The organism is Nostoc sp., from assembly GCF_036917455.1.
In the GTDB taxonomy this organism is placed as follows: Bacteria; Cyanobacteriota; Cyanobacteriia; order Cyanobacteriales; family Nostocaceae; genus Nostoc.
The window spans coordinates 1-21059 of record NZ_JBALDK010000234.1; the positions used below are offsets into that span (position 1 = coordinate 1).

The following is a 21059-nucleotide window of genomic DNA, read 5'->3' on the forward strand; positions in this document are numbered from 1 at the left end:
ACGAAGAAATATAACAATACCATTAGATGAGATACAAACTTTTAACTAATGTTATTATGCAATCACCTCATGAGGTATGTCATTAAGATAAATTATGAAATTAGCTACAAAACCTACCGTAAAAACTCTAGGAGACTACGCCTACCAAGCTATTCAAAAACACGTTAAGAAAACCTGGAAGTGGGAAAAATCAGTCAAGAAAGATGAAGATCCAGAAGCACTGCATCAAATGCGAGTGGGGATGCGTCGCTTACGGACAGCTGTAACTAGGTTTGAGCTAGCGTTAGATGTGTCAAAACCAGTCAGCGATAAAAATATCGGTAAAATAGCCCGTCGTCTTGGTAATCTCCGAGATTTAGATGTACTCAAAGAAAGTTTGGAAAACAATTACAAACCAAAATTACCCCGCAAAGAACAAGAATCTCTACAAACAGCTTTCACGGCTTTAGCTAAACAACGTGAAGATGTCCTATCGAGTGTGCAGAAAACGTTAAAAGATGAATCTTACAAGTCTTTAAAAGAGACATTAGATAAGTGGTTGGATAAACCAAGTTATCTACCTTTGGCATCTATTACTATTCAGCAAGTACTACCAGATTTACTTTTACCAGAAGTGAGTAACTTCTTACTACATCCAGGTTGGTTAGTTGGCACTCAATTTGTCGATTCAGAACTGAAGATTCAGAAAAACTGGGAACCAGAAAAGATCGAAAAACAATTGACAACAGAAGGCGAAATTCTTCATAGTTTGCGAAAAGAAGCTAAACGCATCCGCTACCAGATGGAGTTATTTACTGACTTATATGGCGAGTCTTACGAAGCTTATCTTACAGAAGTGAAAAGTATCCAAGAAATTTTGGGTACTATGCAAGATAGTGCAGTCTTAACTGACTGGCTAGCAAATGTATTCAAATCAGAAATTCAGACCGAGTTGCCTACTCTTGCTACTTTGCTAACTGAAAATCGTTACCAGTCGTGGCAGCAGTGGCAGCCTTTGCAAGAACGGTATCTGAAAGCTGAAACTAGGCATAGCTTTCATTTAACAATACTGCACCCACTTTCAGGAGTAATAAGTTAAAAGATTAAACTTCTTAGCTCAGAACTTAAAGGATATTTTAAAAGTGGTTGGCTGTAATTTTAGGCACTTGTTGATCCCCCCAACCCCCCTTAAAAAGGGGGGCAAAGTCTCTAAAAGTCCCCCAATTTATCGGGGGATTTAGGGGGATCTAAAACGTTTTGCTACCGACCAGAGGACTTTTAAAACATCCTCTTATACAAGTTTCTATCAGTCTCAGAATCAATTCTGAGGCTGATAGCTAAATTTAATTTATATACAGGATTGTGACGTTACTCCGAAGGATAAAAAACGAACCGTATATCCCTGCGGGGAAGCAAGCTACGCGCAGCGTCTCGTTAGAGAAAGACACATAGACGCAAAGCGTCTTCCCGCAGGGTAGGACACAAAGGGAAAAAGATTGAAAAGGGTTTTTGTATCACTCCTGTATATTTTTGCCAAATTGCGATGATTCCCTGAACCTATCCCAATATTCTAAAAATCCCTAGTTCTTTTTGTAAAATCGATATCTATAAAGAATCTGGCGATAAATAAAGACGGGTTGCAGCCCGTCTAAATAGCTTGAAAGTGCAAATACACCTTGTATTAGGACTGAAGATAACACGGTTAATTTTTTTAGAGCTGCCAATTTGCCAAATCATAAAAAGAACAAATTTTAGAATCGTTGCAAAAATCCTGATATTTTCGACTAAATCATTCACCCACGCATATTTGAAGCTTTGCGGCGATTGCGATGTTTGAAGATAAGCCCAGAGTTTCAGAGTCCTCCCCAATCTAAAAGCAGTAATAGTTTAAATAAGTCATAGTAGAGGTTATGGCTACTGGATACAGAAGCTTTTCTAATATGCTGTCAGGCTGGTTCACCTTTACATGAACTTAGCCAGCAACGATAATCAAGGTTTATAAGCATCAAATATGAATGTTCTACTTCTATATCCCCGTTTTCCAAAAAGTTTTTGGTCTTTTGAAAAAACACTGGCTTTATTAGATCGTAAAGCAATGCTACCGCCTTTAGGGTTGGTGACTGTAGCCGCGATATTACCTCAAGAATGGGAGTATAAATTAGTAGATATAAATGTTCGCGTCTGTACTGAAGCAGAGTGGGATTGGGCAGATTTGGTGATTATGTCGGCGATGATTGTGCAAAAAGAAGATTTGCTCTGTCAGATATTAGAAGCAAAACGCAGAGGTAAACGAGTAGCTGTAGGTGGGCCTTTCCCAACAGCGTTACCAGATGAAATGACATCTGCCGGCGCAGATTACTTAATATTAGACGAAGGGGAAATTACCCTACCCTTATTTGTAGCAGCGATCGCACGCGGCGATCGCACAGGTATTTTTCGCTCTGGGGGTGAAAAACCAGATGTTACCAACACTCCCACCCCTCGCTTTGACTTGCTAGAGTTTGAAGCTTATGCAGAGATGTCAGTGCAATTTTCTCGTGGATGTCCTTTTCAGTGTGAATTCTGCGACATTATTGTGCTGTACGGTCGCAAACCTCGTACCAAAAACCCAGAACAAATATTAGCAGAACTAGATTATCTCTACAAACTGGGTTGGCGGCGCAGTATTTTTATGGTGGATGATAACTTTATTGGTAATAAGCGGAATGTCAAATTATTTTTGAAGTCTCTTCTGCCCTGGATGGTAGAACATAATTATCCTTTTTCTTTTGCGACAGAAGCCTCAGTTGATTTAGCCCAAGATCAAGAACTGATGGACTTGATGGTAGTGTGTAATTTTGGAGCCGTTTTTCTGGGAATTGAAACCCCGGACGAAGAAAGTCTTACTTTCACTCAGAAATATCAGAATACGCGAGACTCACTCAGTGATGCGGTGAATAAGATTACCCGCTCAGGGTTGCGAGTCATGGCAGGCTTTATTATTGGGTTTGATGGTGAGAAAATAGGAGCCGGTGCGCGAATTGTCAAGTTTGTAGAGCAAACAGCAATTCCTACGGCTTTATTTAGTATGTTGCAAGCACTTCCAGATACAGCCCTCTGGCATCGATTAGAAAAAGAAGGACGACTCCGCAATAAATCGGCCAATATCAACCAAACCACGTTGATGAATTTTGTCCCAACTCGACCGTTAGAAGACATCGCTCGTGAATATGTGCAGGCTTTCTGTGATTTGTATGAGCCAGAGCGGTTTTTGGAGCGTACATACAAACACTTCCGTCTTTTGGGTGAAGCAACCTATCCGAAAAAGGGCAAAGCTGCCAAGAAACCATTGAACTGGAAAGTCCTCCGAGCATTGCTGGTGATTTGCTGGCGGCAGGGTGTACGTCGTCAAACGCGCTGGCAATTCTGGCGTTACTTGTGGAGTATGTATCGGCATAATCCGGGTGGAGTGAGTAGCTATTTAGCCGTTTGTGCCCAAATTGAGCATTTCTTAGAGTATCGCCAAATTGTCCGGGATGAAATTGAGGCTCAAGTGGCTGAATTTTTGGAAGCAGAAGCTAGGGTAAAACCTGAAGTAGAAGTGATGGAAGTGTTAGGAATTTTAAAATAATAACTCATATCACAATACCCTTGGGTTAAGACAAATTGTTGGGTGTGTTAAGAAAAGCAACCTCTTTGCGTCAGACATTACCCCGCAGTTTGTTGCAGCGCCTTGTTAGGCTCAGTGGCCAGACAATGGAGGTGGACAGATTTCCATAGTTTGAATCAAGCCATGCTCAATGGTATAACGATGACCAACGTGCTGATCGGAAAGAACTGTCCCAGCTAGGTCGCGCACGACCTGATGCACATCGACTAAAATACGCCCGGAATCCTCTCGGTGAAAGGAAATCGGCTCAACGTGCGGATTGATGCCAGACCATTGCCTCGTCCAGTAAGCGCGGACTGCTTGATGTCCATCGACATAACCGCCTTCAAACGCTTTCGGCCAAGCCACGTCAGGAGTCGTTGTGGCAAGGGCGGCATCAATATCTCGCGCGTTGAAGGCAGCGTACGCCGCGCGGATCAGTTCAATTTCTGGTGCAGATTTATCTGACATAAGAAGTGTGGTGAAGGACATCCAGCAGGGCTTAACATACTAGTTAAGATATTTTTTGAGTTTACCAGACAAGGACATTCTTACAAGAAAATCACCCACGCCCTTTGGTGTTGCTGAATCAAAATATGAATTAGGCGACACCGAACAGCCCGGCTTAGACATCGCTTTAAGCTTAACGCCCGTAGCGCCACAGAACTACAAATGCGATCTGATGCACATCTTGGACATTTCATAGCGATCGCTCTAATTCATATTTCTATTCTGCAATGCCAATGCATCGGCTGCATTGTTAACGCGTTCCCCTGCAATGGCAATGCATCTGGATGCAATGTTAATGCGTCCCTCTGCAATGGCAATGCATCTGGATACAATGTTAATGCGTCCTTCTGTAATAGCAATGCATCTCGATACAATGTTAATGCGTCCCCTTGCATTAAAACGCTACGCTTTTAGGCAAAATTGCATTAAGTGACCATGCCATCGGATAATTTGGAGATTAATGAAACGATCGCAGCACAATTTGCTCAATTAGTGCTGGATTGTATCGGGCGGGAGTATCCCAACAGTAATCTGTATTGGGCTGATAGCGACGAGGATATCAAACCACCGCGTCAATTGACTCCCGCTTTTTATGGGTGCTTAGATTGGCATTCAGCCGTACATGGTCACTGGTTGCTGATACGTCTGATGCGTCATTTCCCCGAAGCATCATTCAATGCAGCATCAAAGCAAGCACTTGGACAGAGTTTAACACCTGAGAAAATTCAAGGAGAAATTGCCCATTTCCAACGGCTACCCTTTTATGAATTTCCTTACGGTGTAGCATGGTTTCTGCAACTGACTGCGGAACTTCACGAGTGGAATCATCCTCAAGGGAAAGAATGGCGGGTTGTATTGGAACCGTTAGAAAAGTTGATTGCAGATAACTTACAGCGCTGGATTGAAAGACTGAAACTTCCAAATCGTACAGGGATGCATAGCCAAACAGCTTTTGCACTTGGTTTGATGGTAGATTGGGCAAGGATTACCGAAAATGCTGATTTCACTCAGTTAGTGGAGAATAAAGCACGGCAATTTTATCTTAGCGATCGCAACTACTCCTTACAATTTGAGCCGCTTGGCTACGATTTTCTCTCCCCTGGACTTGCTGAAGCAGACTTAATGCGGCGAGTCCTTACAACAACAGATTTCACTAACTGGCTGACGGATTTTCTTCCCCAAATACCCATTGATAATTCAGTAAATTGGTTAGAACCTGCCACAGTGGATAATCCCCAAGATTATATGCAAACCCACTTCTACGGTCTTAATCTCAGTCGGGCTTGGATGCTTGAGGGGATCATATCTGGATTGGCAAATAGCGATCGCCGCATCGAAACACTCCGCTCTACTGCCCTTCACCATCGTCAGCATGGACTAACAGATGTTGTAATTGAACATTATGCAGCTAGTCACTGGCTAGGAACTTTTGCTATTTATCTTTTAACGAATCGCGGGTTGCAAGGGCAAGTTATTTAACAAATTATTTAAACAGTCTGGGCGATCTAATACAAATTCTCGATGAAGATGCACATAATATTTATTAAACGAACCGCAAAGTCCGCAAAGTCCGCAAAGAAAGAGATCGCTTGAGGAATTAATCATTAAGTGCAAGTAGTTTACAGAGAATTGGTATAACAACCTATCGAGACTTTTTCAATGGGGTTTTCCCAATCCCCAATGCCCCAATCCTTAAAATATGCCAAGTAAATATGCCTTAACTTGCTGATACTGTCAGGATCAAAGAGTAAAGAGTAAAAGGCAATCTATTTTGACTTTTAACTTTCTCCTTTTGTTCAACTTCCACCACAACGGGAGGCTTAATCTTGACTAAATTGAAAGTTGGTATCAATGGCTTCGGTCGAATCGGGCGACTCGTGCTTCGTGCTGGCATCGATAATCCCAATATCGAGTTTGTGGGCATTAATGACCTAGTACCACCAGATAACCTCGCTTACCTCTTAAAGTACGACTCAACCCACGGTAAATTAAAGCATAAGGTTGAAGCCAAGGAAGACGGCATCCTCATTGACGGACATTTCATCCCTTGCGTGTCGGTGAGGAATCCAGCAGAGTTACCTTGGGGAAAATTAGGTGCAGATTATGTCGTGGAATCTACAGGACTCTTCACTGACCACGAAGGAGCCGCAAACCACCTGAAGGCAGGTGCAAAGCGTGTAATAATTTCCGCTCCCACCAAAGACCCAGAGAGAGTTACTACTTTACTCATGGGTGTCAATCATCACCTATTTGACCCCAGCAAGGATATCATTGTCTCCAATGCTAGCTGCACTACAAACTGTCTAGCTCCCATAGCTAAGGTTATCAATGACAACTTTGGGTTAACTGAAGGGTTGATGACCACAGTTCATGCCATGACAGCCACTCAGCCAACCGTAGACGGCCCCAGCAAGAAAGATTGGCGGGGTGGTCGAGGTGCAAGCCAGAATATTATTCCCTCCTCCACAGGCGCAGCTAAAGCCGTAGCACTGGTTTTACCAGAATTGAAGGGTAGATTGACTGGTATGGCATTACGAGTTCCAACTCCTGATGTCTCTGTAGTTGATTTAACTTTCAAAACTGCCAAAGCCACTAGTTATAAAGAAATCTGTGCTGCCATGAAGGAGGCTGCCGCAGGTTCACTAGCGGGTATTTTGGGCTACACAGATGAAGAAGTAGTTTCCACAGATTTTCAAGGCGATACCCATTCTAGTATCTTCGACGCAGGTGCTGGGATTGAGTTAAATTCCAACTTCTTCAAGGTAATTGCCTGGTATGACAACGAGTGGGGTTACTCGAATCGCGTGATTGACCTGATGTTGTCTATGTCACAAAAGGAAAAACTCGCTCCGACAGCTGTTGTATAGTTCGTAACTCGTAATTCGTAATTCGTAATTGAATAGGGGTTGAAACTCACGAATAATAAACAGCTTGTGTGTTATTAGTCGGGGTTGAAATCCCCATTACAAAACATAATTACGAACTACGAATTGTTTAATGGTCATTGGTGATTAACCTTTGACTTTTGGGATTTGGGTCAAATGGGAAAGATAGCGAAAACAAAACGCAATCTAGTATTTTTATTTAGCAAACCAGTGATATGAAGCAAATGTGATTTGTGGCTCGTAATACTAATTCTTTGAAAGAAGGCTAAAGATTTAAACCCGAAAACCCAAATAAAATCTGAAGTCTCTGAATTACGAATTACGAATTACGAATTACGAATTCACAGGTTACTCCTCAACCCCTAATCCCTATGCGTCGAACCAAAATCATTTGTACTGTTGGGCCGGCTACATCTGCATCCGAAAAGCTGCAAGGCTTGGTAGAAGCTGGTATGAATGTGGCACGGTTGAATTTTTCCCACGGGGCTTATGAATTCCACGCCCAAACTGCTCACTATCTCAGACAAATTAGCACTGAGCAGCAAAAGCCGATCGCAATTATGCAAGACCTGTGTGGCCCCAAAATTCGTTTGGGAATCTTACCACCGGAAGGGTTAAATTTAGAAGCTGGTACTGAAGTCACCTTTGTTTTGCAAGAAAAAGGTGAGAGTATTGACGAAATACCTCTACCACTGCCGACTTTGTTCGCAATGGTGCGACCAGGTGAACCCATTTTAATTAATGATGGTCGCGTCAAATTAATTGTTAGCGATCGCGATGCCGATCGCATTCGCGCCCAAGTGAAAACTGGCGGGTTAATTTCCACACATAAAGGAGTAAACCTTCCACAAACTCCTTTACCTGTCAGTTCCATCACCGAAAAAGACTTGCTGGATCTACGCTTTGGAATTCAGTTAGGTGTAGACTGGGTAGCGGTGTCCTTTGTCCAATCGCCACAAGACTTAGAACCCGCCAAGCGCATGATTGAAGCCGCTGGTGCTTCCATCCGCTTAATTGCCAAAATCGAAAGAGCAGAAGCAGTAGAGAATTTTGATTCCATTCTAAAAGTTGCCGACGCGATTATGATTGCTCGTGGCGATTTAGGAGTGGAAGTCCCAATTCACGAAGTACCCCTGATTCAAAAAGATATTATTCGCCGTTGCAATCAGGCTGGCAAACCAGTGATTACAGCCACCCAAATGCTAGAGTCGATGATTAGCGCCCCCGATCCCACCCGCGCCGAAGCAACAGATGTTGCTAACTCAATTTTAGATGGTACGGATGCAGTCATGCTTTCTGGTGAAACAGCTGTCGGACAATATCCCGTAGCCGCCGTTCAGATGATGCACAACATCGCGGTGCGGACAGAACAGGCTCTAGATGAGGGTAGCAAACATGCTTGGTGTCATGAAGCAGGCAGTCTCAGCGTTACCGAATCTGTAGCAGAATCAGTATGTCGCATCGCTTATGAAACAGGTTCACGGGCAATTCTTTGCAACACTTCATCAGGAAGTACGGCGAGAATGGTATCTAAATATCGGCCAACTTCTCCCATTATTGCCCTCACCTCTGAGATCGCCACTTATCGCCAACTAGCACTTTCTTGGGGTGTGGAAGCTTTGCTAATCCCACCAGTCCACAATGCTGAAGAGATGTTTACCAACGTGGTAAATACAGTTGTAGATATGGGTCTAACGAATAAGGGCGATAAAGTAGTGATTACCTCTGGTGTTCCAATTGGTAAATCGGGCACAACTAGCTTAATCAAAGTGCATTCCATTGGACAGCCAATTTCAGCATAAGCCACTTAGAATAAGGCTGTGGCTCAAGATAGTAAGCAAAATTGGGCAATGATTCCGAAAAATTGCCAGAATCAGAATTGAAGGGACTGGTGATTGAGGAGTAGGGACTGGGGACTAGGGACGGGGGATGGGGAGACAAGGAGCAGAATAATAACTCTTAACTTCCTAATTCTTAACTCCTAACTCCTAACTCTAACCCAGCACTCAGCACTCGCTAGGGAATAAGTAAATCCTATAACATTCATCACGGAGTCTTTTATGTCTAAGAATTTACTAGAACAATTGCGAGAAGTGACTGTTGTAGTGGCGGATACGGGGGATATCCAGGCAATTGAAAAGTTCAAACCCCAAGATGCCACCACCAATCCTTCTCTGATTACTGCTGCGGCACAAATGCCAGAATATCAGGGAATTGTCGATCAAACTTTACTGCAAGCGAAGAAAGATGCTGGAGCCGGAGCCACCCAAGCACAGATAGTTTCTCTAGCTTTTGACCGTTTGGCAGTTGCTTTTGGATTAAAGATTTTACAAATTATTCCCGGTCGCGTATCTACGGAAGTAGATGCTCGCTTGTCTTACGATACCGAAGCTACTCTGACTAAGGCACGGGAATTAATTGCCCAGTATAAAGCTGCTGGAATTGGCCGCGATCGCGTCTTAATTAAAATTGCCACCACCTGGGAAGGCATTCGCGCTGCGGAAATTCTCGAAAAAGAAGGTATTCACTGTAACCTTACCTTGTTGTTTGGTCTTCACCAAGCGATCGCCTGTGCAGAAGCTGGCGTTACCCTAATTTCTCCCTTCGTCGGTCGGATTCTCGACTGGTACAAAAAAGATACCGGACGCGATAGCTACCCAGCAACCGAAGATCCAGGAGTTTTGTCTGTAACCCAAATCTACAATTACTACAAGAAATTTGGTTATAAAACTGAAGTTATGGGAGCTAGCTTCCGTAACCTTGGTGAAATTACTGAACTTGCAGGTAGTGATTTGCTGACCATTTCTCCATCACTTTTGGCTGAATTGCAGTCAAATGTGGGAGAACTATCACGTAAACTCGACCCCGCCAAGGTAGCAAACTTGTCAATCGAAAAGATATCCCTTGACAAAGCTAGGTATGATAAAATGCACGCTGGCGATCGCATGGCAACAGACAAACTAGACGAGGGCATCAAAGGTTTCACCAAGGCATTAGAAGACCTTGAAAAACTTTTGGCAGATCGACTAGTTCGCCTTGAAGCAGAAGTAGTAGCAAGTCATTAGAAGATAACAATTGTTAATGGTTAGTGGTGGTTAACCACTAACCATTAGTTAGCTGTATCAGCCGTTATTAATAACGACCTCGAATAATGTTGTATCGTCCGTAGGGCTGCTGCCGTTGTCTAAACTCCTGCCGTTGTCTAAACTCCTGCCGTCGGATAAACTGCCGTTCTCGGATATTTTGGTATCGTTCGGGCTGCCGTCGTCTGAACTCTTGCCGTTGTCTGAACTCCTGCCGTTGTCTGAACTCCTGCCGTCTTTGGATCGTTCGGTATCGTCCTGGCCACCGTTGAGCAATTAAAAGCTCTCCGGTTTTATTCCCAACTAGGTTAGCCTCTGGTGCAACACTCTGTTCATTGCGAGCATTACTTAAAGAAATATCCTTTGCTTCAGCTAATGAGGGCGGATACACAAAGGCACATAGCAACAGTGCTATTGAGGATAACTTCCTGAAACCTTTCATGTTTTTGCTTCTACTAGACTTTCGTTAATAACTTTATTAAAACATCTGAAAGTATACAAATTACCGCTCATAGAGTTTTTTTAAACTTAATTTGGTATGAAATATTGTATTTAAATTTCACCCTTATGGATCATTGTAAATTTTTTCTCTCTGTGTATATAAATAGTCAATATATAGCAAGGGACTGGAGACTGCGGACTGGGGACTGGGTAAAAAGTCTTCTTGTGTCTAAGTTTCATCATCTGTTGATGTCCTAACCATTTTAGCTGTTGCTATATATAAAAATTTAATTTTTTCACATAAAAAAGCATAATATTTCTGAATTAAATACATTACGTTTTTTCTTGTAATATAGGACAAAAGCCTTCTCTAGTAGGGAAATATGCCCTCGAAGTTTGATTTATGGAAGCCTTAGCTCAGACTTTTTTGCATCCACAAGATGTATATAAACTGCATTGAATGCAAACAATAACTACTAAATATTCTGAGTTAAATTTTAAATAATTAAGGTGCTACCACCGGGAGCATCCCAAATTCTTAAAAATATATGAGATTGGCGCAAAATCCTTTGCAATCTTCTTCCCTTCGCGTCCTTTGTGTCCTTTGTGGTTCGTTTTTTCTCATCCAGCACAACACTAAGGATTTCCAAAATTGCTAGTTTTTTTTATACCACGAATTATCAGCCAAGCTCCTCCAGAAGAAATCAACAACAAGGGTGTTAACCAATCGCCCCAACGCACATATAAAGTTTGTGTTTGTCGCCGATAAATTGTTTCAGCATGAGTTTCGTAAGTATTATATCCAGACATCCACAAGGTTCTACCGTGAGGATCTACAAAGGCTGAATATCCGGTATTAGTTGCCCGTGCTGACCATCGATCGGTTTCAATTGCCCGCATGATATCCTGTGCATGGTGCTGGAATGGCATCGATGCAGTGTAATGGGCATCGTTAGAAGAACTGAGGATAAATTGCCCACCCACCGCAGCTTGACGGCGAAATTGTTCAGGAAAAGCAGATTCATAACATATACTAGCGATCGCCCGACCAAAAGGAGTGTCAAATATCTGATTTGCTGAACCCGGAACTTGGTGTGCATCCAAAGGTGACAACCGTTGAATTAACCCGCCTAAAATTCCTTCAAAGGGAATATATTCTCCCAAAGGTACTAATTTAGATTTATCGTAGCGACTGACAATTTCACCTTTACTGTCAAAAGTAAACAAGCTAATTGTATAACTGTGTCCCCGTTCGCCAAAAGCGCCTATCCAAGCAACCACACCTTTTTCCTTCACTGCTGCGACTAAGGCCGTTCCCAGCAAGTTACGCTGAAAAATCGGTAAGGCTCCTTCTGGGGTGAGAACTGCATCTACACCTTGGTCTGCTAAAGTTAGATATCCACTGGTGTAATTTTCTTGAGCGCGACGAAACCCTTCGGAACTTCGTAAAAGTCGGTTTGGGATATTACCCTGAACAATCCCCACTTTCAAGGCTGCCTCTGGGGGTTGGGCAATGGGACGACTGTATAAGATAAAACCAATCAAGTGTAGGGTAATTAATAATCCTGTGGCGATAATCCAGTATTTATTAACGAACCGCAGAGGCGCGGAGGACACAGAGGAAATTCTCTCTGCCTCTCTGCGGTTCATCCATCCTTCCGCAATTAAACCATTAATGGCAACGATCGCTGCTGTCACAGTATTAGGCCCAGAGAGTTGACCCAAATGGACAATTACAAGATTGTGCGGACTTTGTGTGTAAGCAAGAGAACTCCACCACAGAGGCCCCGCACTCCACAGACTCTCTAATCCACACCAGATGGCTGTACCAATCAGTACACGCAACCACGGTTTTTGCCCAACCAGACGAACCATCACAGCCGCCCAAATAGTCAGGAACACCCCTCCCAAAACACTGATGAATCCCCAACAAAAAAGGGTGATTGCCAAACTCGGCAACCAAGGAACCCCCAACCATGTCATCGGATGAATTCCAGTAATCCAGAATAGGGCGACACCGTGAAAACCAATACCCCAGAGGAAAGCTGGGGGGTATTGGTTTTTACCTTTGGCTGAAGTGACAACTAGCACCCATAAGGGAACTATGGCAATCCAAGCCAGGAACCATGCACCTACTGGGGCTACGGTTAGCCCCATTAAAATGCCGCTAGCTAAGGCAATTAAATAAGGGAGTAAGGCGTTTAGCCTCTCCCCCTGCTTTTTACTCTGTTTCTTCTGCATCGGCAGCATCAGGTGGAACTATTGCCACTCCGGTAATAGCGTCGTCTTCGTCTAAACGCTGCACTCTGACTCCAGTTGCCGATCGCGATTGGATAGAAATCGCATTTACCGCTTGACGGATGATAATACCGCGATTTGTCACCATCATGATTTCATCATCATCATTGTTGACAATGCGTAGGGTTGCCAACTTATCTTTTGTTTTGCGGTTTTTGAACTTCGTTGCCATTAAACCCTGACCAGCACGATTTTGCAGCCGGAATTGGGCAACAGGGACGCGCTTACCATATCCTCCCATCGTAATTACCAACACCCAAGGACCAACAATGCCACTGCTAGGCACTTCTGCTGACTCTTCAGTAGTTTCAGTAACTTCAATATCTTCAGTTTCGATTATCTCGATTGCTTCGATATCTTCTGTTTCGGCTATTTCAGCTTCTGTAACTATATCTAAAGTTTCCAGAATTGCTGCGGGCAGAATATCCATACCCACCAGTTCATCTTTATTTTTGAGTTTCATGGCTTTCACCCCACGAGTTGCCCTACTTAAAGGACGCAGTTGTTCGTGGTTGCACCGGAAGTTAATCGCCATCCCGTTACGAGAACCAATGATTACACTGTCCTCTACTCTAGCGCGTCGCACCCAACGCAGTTGGTCGCCTTCTTCTAAGGAAATGGCAATCAAACCGTTGGCACGAATATGACTAAAGGCTGCCAATTCGGTTTTCTTGATATTACCGCCCTTGGTGAGCATGACGAGATATTCTTCGTTGCTAAACTCGTCAACAGGGACAATCGAGGTGATTTTTTCCTCTTTGGGGATGGGTAGCATCTGGACAATTGGTGTCCCGCGACTGGTACGCGAACTCGCTGGAATTTGATAAGCTCTCAGGCAATAAACAACACCACGCTCACTAAAGAATAAAATACTATCGTGATCGCAGCAAGTTAAGAAATGCTCAATGGTATCATCATCTTTCACCTTGGCTGCGGCTTTGCCTCTAGTAGCACGGCTTTGTGCTTCAAAGGTATTAACTGGCATCCGTTTGATGTAGCCTTGTTCTGTAACCAGAATTATTGCTTTTTCATTGGCAATGAGGTCGCGATCGTCTAATTCCCCTTCCCCTGGTAAGATCACCGTGCGGCGGGGTGTAGCGAAGTTAGTTTTCAGTTGCCCGACTTCAGTTTCAATGATTTCTAGCACTCTCTCCCGGCGTGCCAAAATATCTTGCAAGTCGGTAATTTTTTCTTGTAATTCCTCGTGTTCTAAACGAATTTTGTCTGCTTCTAAGGCAGTCAACCGCCGCAATTGCATCTGCAAAATCGCATCTGCTTGCACTTCCGAGAGTCCGTAAGTTGTGATTAACTCGCCTTTGGCTGTGGGTGCATCGGGTGCATGGCGAATCAAGACAATAATTGGATCTAACTGGGCTAGGGCAATTAATAACCCTTGCAGTAGATGATCGCGTTCTTCAGCTTTCCGCAGTTCGTAACGGGTGCGTCTAGCAATGGATTCGATGCGGAAATCTAAGAAGACGGTTAAGAATTGCTTGAGGGTGAGTACCTGGGGTTCGCTATTTACCAACGCCAGCATATTCGCCCCAAAGTTGGCTTGCAGTGGCGTTTGCTTGTAGAGGTTGTTGAGAACGACACGGGGATAAGCATCACGCTTGAGTTCGATGACAACTCGCATCCCGTCGCGATCGCTTTCGTCTCGGATATCTGCGATGCCCTCTAGCCGCTTTTCGTTCACCATTTCGGCGATTTTTTCAATCAGCGCCGCTTTATTAGTTTGATAGGGCAATTCGGTGATGATAATTGCTTCTCTATCTGGTCGTCCCCGTTGTTCAACGGTTTCAATGTTAGCGACACCACGCATGGTAATGGAACCACGCCCGGTAGTGTAAGCTTCTCGAATGGCAGATGTTCCCAAAATTTGCGCCCCAGTCGGAAAGTCTGGGCCGTGGACATACTGCATTAATTCGAGATCGGTGATTTCGGGATTATGGATTACAGCCACTAAAGCATCAATCAATTCGCCCAAATTGTGCGGCGGAATGTTGGTTGCCATGCCCACGGCAATCCCAGAGGAACCGTTGAGCAACAATTGGGGAATCCGTGCGGGTAAGACTGTGGGTTCTTGCTGCGAACCGTCGAAGTTATCGGCAAAGTCTACGGTTTCATACTCGATGTCGTGCAGTAAACCAGCGCTCGTTAAAGCTTGTAAGCGACATTCTGTGTATCGCATTGCGGCTGGCGGATCGTTGTCTACCGAACCGAAGTTACCATGTCCGTTAACTAGGGGCGATCGCATGGAAAAATCTTGCGCCATCCGCACCAAGGCATCATACACTGCTGTGTCGCCGTGGGGGTGGTATTTACCCAACACTTCCCCCACCACACGGGCGCATTTCTTAAAGGGGCGATCGTGGAGCAAACCTAGCTCGTGCATTGCGTAGAGAATGCGGCGATGCACAGGTTTTAGACCATCCCTGGCATCTGGCAACGCCCGACCCACTATCACGCTCATGGCGTATTCCAGATAAGATTGCGACATCTCGGTTCGCAAATCTATCGGGATAATCCTCTCCTGTGAGGTTGTCATAACCTAAAAATCTCCAAAAATCGTAGATTTTAGCTTTTTTACTCAACAAAGCGCAAAATTATTCTAAATTGCTCTTGAATAATTGCCATAATTTGGTATAATTCTAGCATATTAATGCCTTATTTTGCCTGAGTAGCTAATCCAAATATTTAGTCAAAAAAGATATAATAACCTACATTTGAAAAGCTTTTAGCTATCTAACAAGAGCGGTAAACTAAAAGGTTCCTTGGTGCAAATTCACTATACTTGAAATATGACAGAGTAAATTTAAGAAAACAATCTAAAATCGGCTTTATAAACTCTTAGTTTGATAACCGTTATTTACCAGAATTTTAGTTCAATCAAGTCTGAAAAATAAAAGCATAGTTGATAATTTATACTTCAAAAAATAGCAGAGTTGGAGAAAGTCTTCCAAGATGCAATTAAAGGAAAAGTTGCATAAATTAGTATTCAAAATTTACAAGATATTTTAATGTAAAGGAGAGGAAGTTTTGGCAGTAGTCCGAGTCCGCCAGCATGTTAATCCACTTGCTAAAAAGTATCAAACACCAGCAAGTCCCCTTGATTGGGGAAAGATTTATGCAAAGCCAAATCAACCACTACATTTAGATATTGGCTGCGCTAAGGGACAGTTTTTGCTAAATATGGCCAAAATAGAACCCAACTGGAATTTTCTTGGCTTGGAAATTCGGGAACCTCTAGTGGTGGAGGCGAATAAGTTACGTTCTGAGTTCGCTTTAACAAACTTGCACTATTTATTTTGCAATGTGAATAACTCACTGGACTCTCTATTATCTTCACTCCCTCCAGGGAGTTTACAGCGCGTTACAATTCAATTCCCCGATCCTTGGTTTAAAACCCGCCATGCTAAACGTCGTGTAGTGCAACCAGAACTAGTGGCGGAGTTAGCCAGTTATCTTGCAGTTGGTGGGATTGTGTTTGTGCAATCAGATATGGAATTTATTGCGGTGGAAATGCGCGATCGCTTCGCTGCTAACCCAGCTTATCAGAAAGTTGGTGCAGGAGAATGGTTAGCAGAAAATCCGCTACCAGTCCCCACAGAACGGGAAATAGGCACGCAAAAAAAGGGTGAACCTGTTTATCGGGTTTTGTTTGAAAGGGTGATAACTAGAGATTAAGTAGGTAGGCGTAATTAAATATAAGATCAAACCTTACCCTCAATCCCTCTCCGTGAGTTCGGAGAGGGAAGCCGGAGGTAGGGTGAGGTTTTATATTTAATTTGCTCCACTTACTTAGAGGTATTATTACCATCAATAACCGAATACTAAATAGAAGTTATAAGAATTCTTCCCCATGCCCTTTAAATCCAAGAGTTAAACCACATTCGCATTTTATAACCGTCAGGGGAAAGGGGTAAACCCAAATAAATAGGCATCCAGAAAATAAAAGCAGCCAGAATCATAAAAGTAATGGTGACACCTAAAACCCGGAGTTGTTGATAATAACTGCGAAGACACTGATCGACAAACCAAGCGATCGCTAAAAATACAAATACTACTGCACACATATAGTGGTAGATGAAAACGCACCTCGTCACTTCCACCCAAGGTGCTAAGTTAGCAGCATAATTTACAACTAAGTATAAGGCAATCCAAGTATCAACACTAAGGGTTGCTGGCACAGAAAAACGCTTTTCCTTTACCCAAGGCATTACGATTTGTGCGACTAACATTCCTGCTAAAAATAACATGGCAGCAACACCAAACCACCACAAAAATGGATTACCCATTGCATGGACATCATAAATAACTTTTCCAGCACCAGCAGGCAAAGGTGGACCCATTACAGGTAATGGTTCGGTGATCCTTTCAGCCGTTTGATAATAATATGCCATTGGTCGAGTCATCAATGGCCATTTGTACCAGGCAGCACAATAAGGATGCACGTTCGGACTATTACCACCGAGTTGTAAGTGAAATTTCAAAATTTGCCGATGTACTTCTATAAATCCATAAGTTTTATCTAGCTGAAGGTGGGGAATCCAGATGATGCTATAGATAGAAGCTGGGATAATTCCTAGATAAAACAGCATCTGAAAAATATTTAGCTGAGTTAAATTTTGTAGCGGTGTCTGAGATGGGGGAGAATAAGCACTAACTCCTGCCGTCGCTCGTGGACTCGCTACCACTGCGCTATCGTGACTCCTACTTTCTCCATCCTCTTCTGCCTCCTGCAATGAAGGAGATTTAAGAAAGAGTTTGGGGTTAGCAAAAGAATGTATTCCCCGAATTACCCAAGCTACTATCCAAATGAGATAAGCACCTGATAGAAACCATAAACCATTCCATTTGGTACCGATTGATGCACCAAAAGTAATGCCAGCAAAAACTAAGAAAAATCGGCGACGCTCATTGTGGTTATCTAATGCCAATAATAAAAACCAGTGCCCTAATAAACCAAAGATGACGATATAAATATTACTTAAAGCATAGCGAGATTCAACCAAAAAGATGCCATCACAGGCTGTAAATAAACCTGCTAAAATTGCGAAGCTACGCCGATAACTCAACTGATAAGCGATCGCAGCCACAACTAAAGGAATAAATGAGCCTGTAAGAGCATTTAACCAACGATAAGTCCAAGGCGATCGCATTGAACCCGTCAACCCATTTACGGTATCGTGCCAAAAAGGAATGTGACTGCCAATCCAAATGCCGATGCCGATCATATATTGACTTAGCGGCGGATGAGCATTAAAAAATGGCGTATGTGTGAGATAATTATTACCAAATTTGGCAAAGTAAACTTCATCAAATACCAGGGTGTTGAATCGCTCCAGTCCCCAAAACCGTAAGGCGAGTGAGAGGATAAATATACCCAACATCCCAATTCGGAACCATTTTTTGGTTATTGGGTATTGGGCATGGGGCATGGGGCATGGGGCATTAGACATGGGTGTAATCATCAGCAGAATCTAGCGATCGCTATATTACAGGCAGCGATCCAGAAGTTCAACTATTGCAGGTTATGCGATCGCAAATTCTGAATCTTTTCGTAGTTCTTCAGACCGAAATCCCAACACAATCCGATTCTTTGGTACACCAGCGCTCACCAGTTCTGTTGCTACCCCATCTTCAGTACCATCACAGCCATCTTTGATTAGGGCATTTTTGACGTTCTGATGGTAGCGGTCTTTAGCTGGCATAAATGACTCGAATTACGAATTATGAATTACTACCCTCGACTTTTGCCACTTCTAACATTGTCTTTAAAACTGAATCTGGATTCAGACTAATCGAGTCAATTCCTTGTTCAACTAAAAACTGAGCAAATTCTGGGTAATCGCTTGGTGCTTGTCCACAAATGCCGATTTTGCGATAGCATTTTTTTGCTGTTTCTATGACCATTTTTACCATTCGTTTGACAGCCGGACTACGTTCATCAAATAATCGTGCTACCAATGCCGAATCCCTATCTATCCCTAATGTCAATTGAGTTAAATCATTAGAACCAATGGAGAACCCATCAAATACCTCAGCAAATTCCTCAGCCAGAATCACATTACTAGGCAACTCACACATTACATAAACCTGTAAGCCGTTAACACCCTGCTTTAAACCATTTTTTGCCATCTCTGCCAAAACCAACCGCCCTTCATCGGGAGTGCGACAAAAGGGAATCATCGGAATAACATTTGTTAAACCCATCTCTTCCCGTACCCGTTTGACGGCATGACATTCTAGGGCAAAAGCTTCTCTGTAGCCTTCATCATAATAACGTGCAGCTCCTCGCCAACCCAGCATTGGGTTTTCTTCATGGGGTTCAAACTGTCGCCCACCTAACAAATTTGCATATTCATTACTTTTGAAATCTGACATTCGCACAATCACTGGTTTTGGATAAAATGCTGCGGCAATTCGGCCTATTCCTTGAGCTAATTTATCTACAAAATATTGGGGTTTGTCATCATAAAGCGAGGTAATATCGGCAATTTTAGCTTTCGCAAATTCATCTTTTAATAATTTATAATGAATTAACGCCATTGGATGAATTTGGATTTGGTTAGCAATAATAAATTCTGTCCGTGCTAAACCTACGCCATCATTAGGAATTGCCGATAAACTCAATGCTTCTTGGGGATTACCCACATTCATTAAAATTTTAGTATGGGTACGCGGTAAGTTTTCTAAAGGAACTTCTTCAACTTCAAAAGGTAATAAACCTGCATAAACTTTTCCTTCTTCCCCTTCAGCGCAAGAAATTGTTACTTCTTGACCAGGTTTTAATATTTCTGTAGCATTGCCACATCCCACGATCGCAGGTACACCCAATTCTCGCGCAATAATCGCGGCGTGACACGTTCTACCACCAGAGTTGGTGACAATTGCACTAGCGCGTTTCATAATCGGTTCCCAATCTGGATCGGTTCTTTCTGTCACCAAAACTTCCCCGACTTGAAACTGTTCGAGTTTCTGAACATCTAAAATTAAGCGGGCTTTCCCTTGACTAATAGCTTCTCCAATTGCACTACCCGTAACCAGGGGAATTGGAGATTGGGAATCATGAAGTGACGAGTGGGAAGATTTTTCCCTATTCCCTAATAACAACCGATAACTCCGCAGCACATTTCCTGTCTTCTGCGACTGGACGGTTTCGGGACGCGCTTGCACAATAAAAAGTTGGTTAGTAATTCCATCTTTTGCCCACTCAATATCCATCGGAGTTAAAATACCGTGAATTTGAGAATAATGATCTTCAATTAAACACGCCCAAGTTCCTAGTTGTAAAATCTCTTCATCACTGAGGGCAAATTTGCCTCTTTCCCCGACAGAAACAGACACATTTTTCGTAAATTTGGAACCGTCATCATAAATCATTTTCAGTTCTTTACTGCCCAATTTTTTATCGATAATTGGGCGGAAACCAGCTTTTAAAGTAGGTTTAAAAACATAATATTCATCAGGATTTACAGAACCTTGAACAACGTTTTCACCCAAACCATAAGCGGCTGTAATCAGTGCTGCATCCTTAAATCCGGTTTCTGTGTCGATGGAGAACATCACCCCAGAGGTTGCTAAGTCAGAGCGCACCATTTTTTGCACGCCCACAGCCAGAGCAATGCTAAAGTGGTCAAATCCCTTGGTATGGCGATAAGAAATGGCGCGATCGGTAAATAGGGAAGCAAAGCATTTATGACAAGCTGCTAAAACTCCCTCAACACCCACAACATTGAGATAAGTTTCTTGCTGTCCGGCAAAACTAGCATCAGGTAAGTCTTCGGCGGTGGCGCTAGAACGGACTGCTACATCTGTCTCTGCATGGTATCGTTCGCAAAGACTATGGTAGGCTGTAGCGATCGCCTCTCGCAATTCTACAGGGAATGGGGTGTGGATTAATAGCGATCGCGCTTTTTTACCCCGTTCGCGTAAATTTTTGACATCCTCAACATCCAAGTCAGCAAAGAGTTTGCGTAGCTTTGCTTCTAAATCTGCTGATTTGATGAAATGACGATAAGCGTAAGCAGTGGTGGCGAATCCGTTAGGAACGTTAATCCCTTTGGGCGTTAGTTGTTGAATCATTTCACCCAGCGAGGCATTTTTACCACCAACTAAGGGTATATCAGCAATGCCAACTTCATCAAACCACAAAATGAGCGATCGCTCTTGAGCAGATGGAGATAAAGTACTTTTAGATACTGTAGTCATAATTACCTTTTAAATTTATAA

General features: G+C 43.1%; 14 protein-coding genes. 7 read left to right on the forward strand and 7 right to left on the reverse strand.

Going from position 1 to position 21059, the window contains the following annotated elements:
* The first annotated feature begins 94 nt into the window (after positions 1-94).
* Positions 95-1078: a CHAD domain-containing protein gene (locus V7K42_RS26090; protein WP_334920229.1), complete on the forward strand. Its 984-nt coding sequence runs from the start codon at positions 95-97 to the stop codon at positions 1076-1078.
* A 912-nt stretch (positions 1079-1990) separates the two neighbouring features.
* Positions 1991-3589 carry a B12-binding domain-containing radical SAM protein gene (locus V7K42_RS26095; protein WP_334920231.1) on the forward strand — a complete coding sequence of 533 codons (1599 nt, stop codon included), beginning with the start codon at positions 1991-1993 and terminating at the stop codon, positions 3587-3589.
* Between the two features lie 111 nt (positions 3590-3700).
* Here V7K42_RS26095 and V7K42_RS26100 read toward each other — a convergent pair whose 3' ends face one another.
* Complete coding sequence (locus V7K42_RS26100) at positions 3701-4099, reverse strand: nuclear transport factor 2 family protein (protein WP_334920233.1); 399 nt, start codon at positions 4097-4099, stop codon at positions 3701-3703.
* A gap of 453 nt (positions 4100-4552) precedes the next feature.
* On the opposite strand from V7K42_RS26100, the gene V7K42_RS26105 reads away from it, so the two are divergent.
* The 4 genes from V7K42_RS26105 (at position 4553) to V7K42_RS26120 (ending at position 10067) form a co-directional block, all read left to right on the forward strand.
* Positions 4553-5596 (forward strand): DUF2891 domain-containing protein, encoded by a 1044-nt coding sequence (locus V7K42_RS26105; RefSeq protein ID WP_334920235.1) that lies wholly within the window; start codon positions 4553-4555, stop codon positions 5594-5596.
* Between the two features lie 347 nt (positions 5597-5943).
* Positions 5944-6984, forward strand: a complete 1041-nt coding sequence (gene gap / locus V7K42_RS26110; protein ID WP_334920237.1) for a type I glyceraldehyde-3-phosphate dehydrogenase — start codon at positions 5944-5946, stop codon at positions 6982-6984.
* A 389-nt stretch (positions 6985-7373) separates the two neighbouring features.
* Positions 7374-8804: a pyruvate kinase gene (gene pyk, locus V7K42_RS26115; RefSeq protein ID WP_334920239.1), complete on the forward strand. Its 1431-nt coding sequence runs from the start codon at positions 7374-7376 to the stop codon at positions 8802-8804.
* A 258-nt stretch (positions 8805-9062) separates the two neighbouring features.
* Positions 9063-10067: a transaldolase gene (locus V7K42_RS26120; protein WP_334920241.1), complete on the forward strand. Its 1005-nt coding sequence runs from the start codon at positions 9063-9065 to the stop codon at positions 10065-10067.
* Positions 10068-10134: 67 nt separating this feature from the next.
* Here V7K42_RS26120 and V7K42_RS26125 read toward each other — a convergent pair whose 3' ends face one another.
* The 3 genes from V7K42_RS26125 to gyrA form a co-directional block, all read right to left on the reverse strand.
* On the reverse strand, positions 10135-10527 hold the full coding sequence (locus V7K42_RS26125) for a hypothetical protein (RefSeq protein WP_334920243.1): 393 nt from the start codon (positions 10525-10527) through the stop codon (positions 10135-10137).
* Positions 10528-11162: 635 nt separating this feature from the next.
* Positions 11163-12767, reverse strand: coding sequence for an apolipoprotein N-acyltransferase (gene lnt / locus V7K42_RS26130; RefSeq protein WP_334920245.1), 1605 nt, complete (start codon positions 12765-12767; stop codon positions 11163-11165).
* Positions 12748-15372, reverse strand: coding sequence for a DNA topoisomerase (ATP-hydrolyzing) subunit A (gene gyrA, locus V7K42_RS26135; protein ID WP_334920246.1), 2625 nt, complete (start codon positions 15370-15372; stop codon positions 12748-12750). Before gyrA ends, lnt begins: the two co-directional genes overlap by 20 nt.
* 491 nt (positions 15373-15863) lie before the next feature.
* On the opposite strand from gyrA, the gene trmB reads away from it, so the two are divergent.
* Complete coding sequence (trmB, locus tag V7K42_RS26140; protein WP_334920248.1) at positions 15864-16511, forward strand: tRNA (guanosine(46)-N7)-methyltransferase TrmB; 648 nt, start codon at positions 15864-15866, stop codon at positions 16509-16511.
* 182 nt (positions 16512-16693) lie between these two features.
* Here the strand turns inward: trmB and V7K42_RS26145 are convergent, their stop codons facing one another.
* The 3 genes from V7K42_RS26145 to ppsA all read right to left on the reverse strand — a co-directional run bounded on the left by V7K42_RS26145 (position 16694) and on the right by ppsA (position 21038).
* Positions 16694-18217 (reverse strand): dolichyl-phosphate-mannose--protein mannosyltransferase, encoded by a 1524-nt coding sequence (locus tag V7K42_RS26145; RefSeq protein ID WP_334920254.1) that lies wholly within the window; start codon positions 18215-18217, stop codon positions 16694-16696.
* Positions 18218-18358: 141 nt separating this feature from the next.
* Positions 18359-18538 carry an element excision factor XisI family protein gene (locus tag V7K42_RS26150; protein ID WP_334920250.1) on the reverse strand — a complete coding sequence of 60 codons (180 nt, stop codon included), beginning with the start codon at positions 18536-18538 and terminating at the stop codon, positions 18359-18361.
* Positions 18539-18557: 19 nt separating this feature from the next.
* On the reverse strand, positions 18558-21038 hold the full coding sequence (gene ppsA / locus V7K42_RS26155; RefSeq protein ID WP_334920252.1) for a phosphoenolpyruvate synthase: 2481 nt from the start codon (positions 21036-21038) through the stop codon (positions 18558-18560).
* Between the last annotated feature and the right edge of the window lie 21 nt (positions 21039-21059).

What these genes read in the sequence shown, in the direction of transcription:
- gyrA (WP_334920246.1), bottom strand. Translation starts at nt 15,372, where the DNA reads ATGACAACCTCACAGGAGAGGATTATCCCGATAGATTTGCGAACCGAG.
- V7K42_RS26090 (WP_334920229.1), top strand. Translation starts at nt 95, where the DNA reads ATGAAATTAGCTACAAAACCTACCGTAAAAACTCTAGGAGACTACGCC.
- ppsA (WP_334920252.1), bottom strand. Translation starts at nt 21,038, where the DNA reads ATGACTACAGTATCTAAAAGTACTTTATCTCCATCTGCTCAAGAGCGA.
- lnt (WP_334920245.1), bottom strand. Translation starts at nt 12,767, where the DNA reads ATGCAGAAGAAACAGAGTAAAAAGCAGGGGGAGAGGCTAAACGCCTTA.
- V7K42_RS26145 (WP_334920254.1), bottom strand. Translation starts at nt 18,217, where the DNA reads ATGTTGGGTATATTTATCCTCTCACTCGCCTTACGGTTTTGGGGACTG.
- V7K42_RS26125 (WP_334920243.1), bottom strand. Translation starts at nt 10,527, where the DNA reads ATGAAAGGTTTCAGGAAGTTATCCTCAATAGCACTGTTGCTATGTGCC.
- V7K42_RS26150 (WP_334920250.1), bottom strand. Translation starts at nt 18,538, where the DNA reads ATGCCAGCTAAAGACCGCTACCATCAGAACGTCAAAAATGCCCTAATC.
- V7K42_RS26120 (WP_334920241.1), top strand. Translation starts at nt 9,063, where the DNA reads ATGTCTAAGAATTTACTAGAACAATTGCGAGAAGTGACTGTTGTAGTG.
- V7K42_RS26095 (WP_334920231.1), top strand. Translation starts at nt 1,991, where the DNA reads ATGAATGTTCTACTTCTATATCCCCGTTTTCCAAAAAGTTTTTGGTCT.
- V7K42_RS26105 (WP_334920235.1), top strand. Translation starts at nt 4,553, where the DNA reads ATGCCATCGGATAATTTGGAGATTAATGAAACGATCGCAGCACAATTT.
- pyk (WP_334920239.1), top strand. Translation starts at nt 7,374, where the DNA reads ATGCGTCGAACCAAAATCATTTGTACTGTTGGGCCGGCTACATCTGCA.
- V7K42_RS26100 (WP_334920233.1), bottom strand. Translation starts at nt 4,099, where the DNA reads ATGTCCTTCACCACACTTCTTATGTCAGATAAATCTGCACCAGAAATT.